The sequence below is a fragment of the Mycobacterium sp. genome (genome assembly GCF_050701515.1).
Taxonomy (GTDB): Bacteria; Actinomycetota; Actinomycetes; order Mycobacteriales; family Mycobacteriaceae; genus Mycobacterium.
Map to the genome: position 1 here is coordinate 1 of NZ_JBOGDB010000074.1, position 2,683 is coordinate 2,683.

At 65.1% G+C, this 2,683-nt stretch carries 4 protein-coding genes and 1 other RNA gene; 2 read left to right on the forward strand and 3 right to left on the reverse strand.

Features of this window, described 5'->3' with window-relative positions:
• Nucleotides 1–222: 222 nt before the first annotated feature.
• Nucleotides 223–590: a transfer-messenger RNA gene (gene ssrA, locus ACRDU5_RS06525) on the reverse strand.
• A gap of 146 nt (nucleotides 591–736) precedes the next feature.
• Between ssrA and ACRDU5_RS06530 the strand changes: the two genes are divergently transcribed.
• Together ACRDU5_RS06530 and ACRDU5_RS06535 are read left to right on the forward strand one after the other, a co-directional pair.
• The gene (locus tag ACRDU5_RS06530; protein WP_526613675.1) at nucleotides 737–958 is read left to right on the forward strand and encodes an antitoxin; all 222 of its coding nucleotides are present in this window, start codon (nucleotides 737–739) and stop codon (nucleotides 956–958) included.
• A complete protein-coding gene (locus ACRDU5_RS06535) occupies nucleotides 955–1,338 on the forward strand; it encodes a type II toxin-antitoxin system VapC family toxin (protein ID WP_526613676.1) in 384 nt (127 codons plus the stop codon). The genes ACRDU5_RS06530 and ACRDU5_RS06535 overlap by 4 nt, the downstream gene beginning before the upstream one ends.
• Nucleotides 1,339–1,346: 8 nt before the next feature.
• Here the strand turns inward: ACRDU5_RS06535 and ACRDU5_RS06540 are convergent, their stop codons facing one another.
• The gene (locus ACRDU5_RS06540) at nucleotides 1,347–2,195 is read right to left on the reverse strand and encodes a maleylpyruvate isomerase family mycothiol-dependent enzyme (RefSeq protein ID WP_526613677.1); all 849 of its coding nucleotides are present in this window, start codon (nucleotides 2,193–2,195) and stop codon (nucleotides 1,347–1,349) included.
• 9 nt (nucleotides 2,196–2,204) lie between these two features.
• On the reverse strand, nucleotides 2,205–2,683 hold a 479-nt coding region (locus ACRDU5_RS06545; RefSeq protein ID WP_526613678.1), incomplete at its 5' end, for an EamA family transporter.

Here is a 2,683-nt window from a genome sequence, read left to right on the forward strand (position 1 = left end):
TGGCGTCACCCTGCTCTTCTTGGCCGCCCTACTGGTCCCTTTCTTCGGCTACCTCGACAGGAACAGCCCCTATGCCTTCAGCGCCAAGCAGATGGGCCCCTTCGGCAGCGAAGCGCCGGAGCCGGCCACCTCAGACGCTCCAGAGGCAACGGGTTAAGCGTTTGTCGGCAGCCATTCGCAGTGGCTCAATGAAGAAGGGCCGCAACTCTGCGGCCCTTTCTCTAGTGGAGCTGCCGGGAATCGAACCCGGGTCCTACGGCATTCCCTCGAGGCTTCTCCGTGCGCAGTTCGCTATGCCTCTACTCGGATCTCCTGATCACGCGAACAAGTCAGGATGACGATCCCAGTCGCTGTTGGTGTCCCGATGAGTCCCGCGACCGAACTCATCGGTGGATCCCTCTAGCTGATGCCAGGGTCCGGGCCGAGGGAACTCCCGGTCTGACAGACCTGCTGTCGCTTATGCAGCGAGAGCGAAGTCGCGCTGATTTGACTCGGCGCTTAATTGGTTGCATCGACGCTTACGGTGGTCTCTTGCCTGCACCGGCACGCTTCCCTTGATTCGATGCGCGAAGTCGAAACCGTTCAGCCCCTCGCATCCCCGCCGACTTTCGGCAGGACGATCAATGGTACGCCAGTGACAACAACGCAAGCGACGACATTTATCCAGCGCAGGCCGCTTGGCTGTACGTCGGGAACGCGGAGCACCGCAGCTTGCAAAGTGCTAGCATTGTGCAACATGAGGACTTTATACCTGCGCAACGTGCCTGACGAGGTCGTCGACCGACTCGAACGCCTCGCCGAGCGGGAGAAAACGTCCGTGTCGGCGGCGGCAATACGCGAACTCACCGAAGCCTCCCGCCGCATCGACAATCCTGAGCTACTGGGCGACCTGCCTGATTTGAACATCGACACGGCGACACTGCTTCACGACATCGACACTGAGCGCGCTAATCGATGATCGTCGTCGATGCCTCGGCCGCCCTATCAGGGTTGCTCAACAATGGACAGGCTCGACAATTACTGGGTAGAGAGCGCCTTCACGCGCCGCATCTCATCGACTCCGAGATCGCCAGCGCATTCCGTCGGCAGGTACAGAAGAGCCGAGTGACTGCCACCGACGGATGGAATGCGCTGGCTGCCTGGCGTCGCATTGCCTTGACTCGCTATCCGGTGGTCGGCCTATTGGATCGGGTCTGGGAACTGCGCGACAACCTCTCCGCATACGACGCGAGCTACGTCGCACTCGCGGAAAAGCTGGATTGTGCCCTGGTTACCGCGGATTCTCGGTTGAGCAATGCCGCCCAACTGCGGTGTCCGATCACAGTCGTCCCGCACTAGCATCGCGTTCAGATCACGTAGTTGAGGTGCTCGACGACCCGCTTCGCCACGCCCTCGTCACCGCCGTAGGAAATGGCGTCGGGGTGCTCGGCGACGGTGGTCCGTCCGCCGGCCAGTCGGGTGAACAGCAGACCGTCGAGGGTGATCGTCGCAGTCGGCTCAGCGCCGCCGAAGTCGTCCACCACGTGTCCGCGCCCGTCGACGGCCACGTTGATGGTGCGTCCCAGCGGCCCGGTCAGCTCGATGGTCACCCGCGACCCGTCGGGGGCGCCGCCGAGCTTGCCGACCACGAACCCCATGCTGGACGCCACCTCGTCGAGCGCCAACCGGGATGCGGGCCCCGCGAGGTCGGTATCCGCCGCCGGCCGCCCGATCGCTTCACGGATGTCGTGCTCGTGCATCCAGCAGTCGAAAATCCGCACCCGCATGAACCGTCCGTAGCTGTCGGGTCCGGCTGGAGTCGCGGTGATCTCGTTCCAGGCGTCGTCGGACAGGTCCGACAGCGTTGTGCGGCGCTGCGCGGTGATGGCGCGGAGCTTGTCGAGCATCTCGCCGGCGCTGGCGGCGCGCAGCTTGCGCACCCAGCGTTCATTCATCGCGCCGATGTCGTTGCGAACGTGTTTGAGAGTCGAGACGTCGAGGTCGGCTTCCGGTGTGGCGGTGCCCTGCAGCATCGACTCGGTGCCGATCACATGCGCGACGACGTCGTGCAGGCACCATCCGGGCAGCGACGTCACGGCCTGCCACTGCTCGTCGGTCAGCCCGTCGACGACCGCGTCAATCGCGTCCCACACGGCGAACAGGCCGTCCAGCACGTCGGTCTTGTCGAGCGTCGTGACGGGGCGGGCGCTGGTCATGGCGTGATGCTAGCCCCCCGCGATCATGGCGACCGACGCGAGCGCCAACACCATGCCGACCGACTGCCAGCGGGTCACCCGTTCGCGCAGCACGACGATCGCCAGCAGCACCGTAGCCGCCGGATACAGCGACATCAGCACACCCGCCAGCGACAACAGCGACGCCTGCAGCGCCAGCAGCATCGCGATGTTGGCGACGACATCCAGCACGGCCGCCAGCACCGCGAGCCGCAGCGGCGTTCCGGTCGGGGGACGCAGGTTGCCGCTCACCGCCGCCACCATGAACACCAGCACGGTGGCGGCCAGCCGGGCGAACACCAGCGGCCACAGCTTGGCCTCGACCGGCGCCTGGGCGATCAACAAGAAGTTCAGCCCGAACGCGATCCCGGCGCACACCGTCAACCACGCCACCTTGGTGGTGAACCGGTGCGGCGTCACGTACTCGTCGGTCGCCTCGCGGCTGACCAACACCACCGCGGCCAGCGCCA

Coding starts and splice junctions, on each gene's coding strand:
- ACRDU5_RS06530 (WP_526613675.1), top strand. CDS start 737: ATGAGGACTTTATACCTGCGCAACGTGCCTGACGAGGTCGTCGACCGA.
- ACRDU5_RS06535 (WP_526613676.1), top strand. CDS start 955: ATGATCGTCGTCGATGCCTCGGCCGCCCTATCAGGGTTGCTCAACAAT.
- ACRDU5_RS06540 (WP_526613677.1), bottom strand. CDS start 2,195: ATGACCAGCGCCCGCCCCGTCACGACGCTCGACAAGACCGACGTGCTG.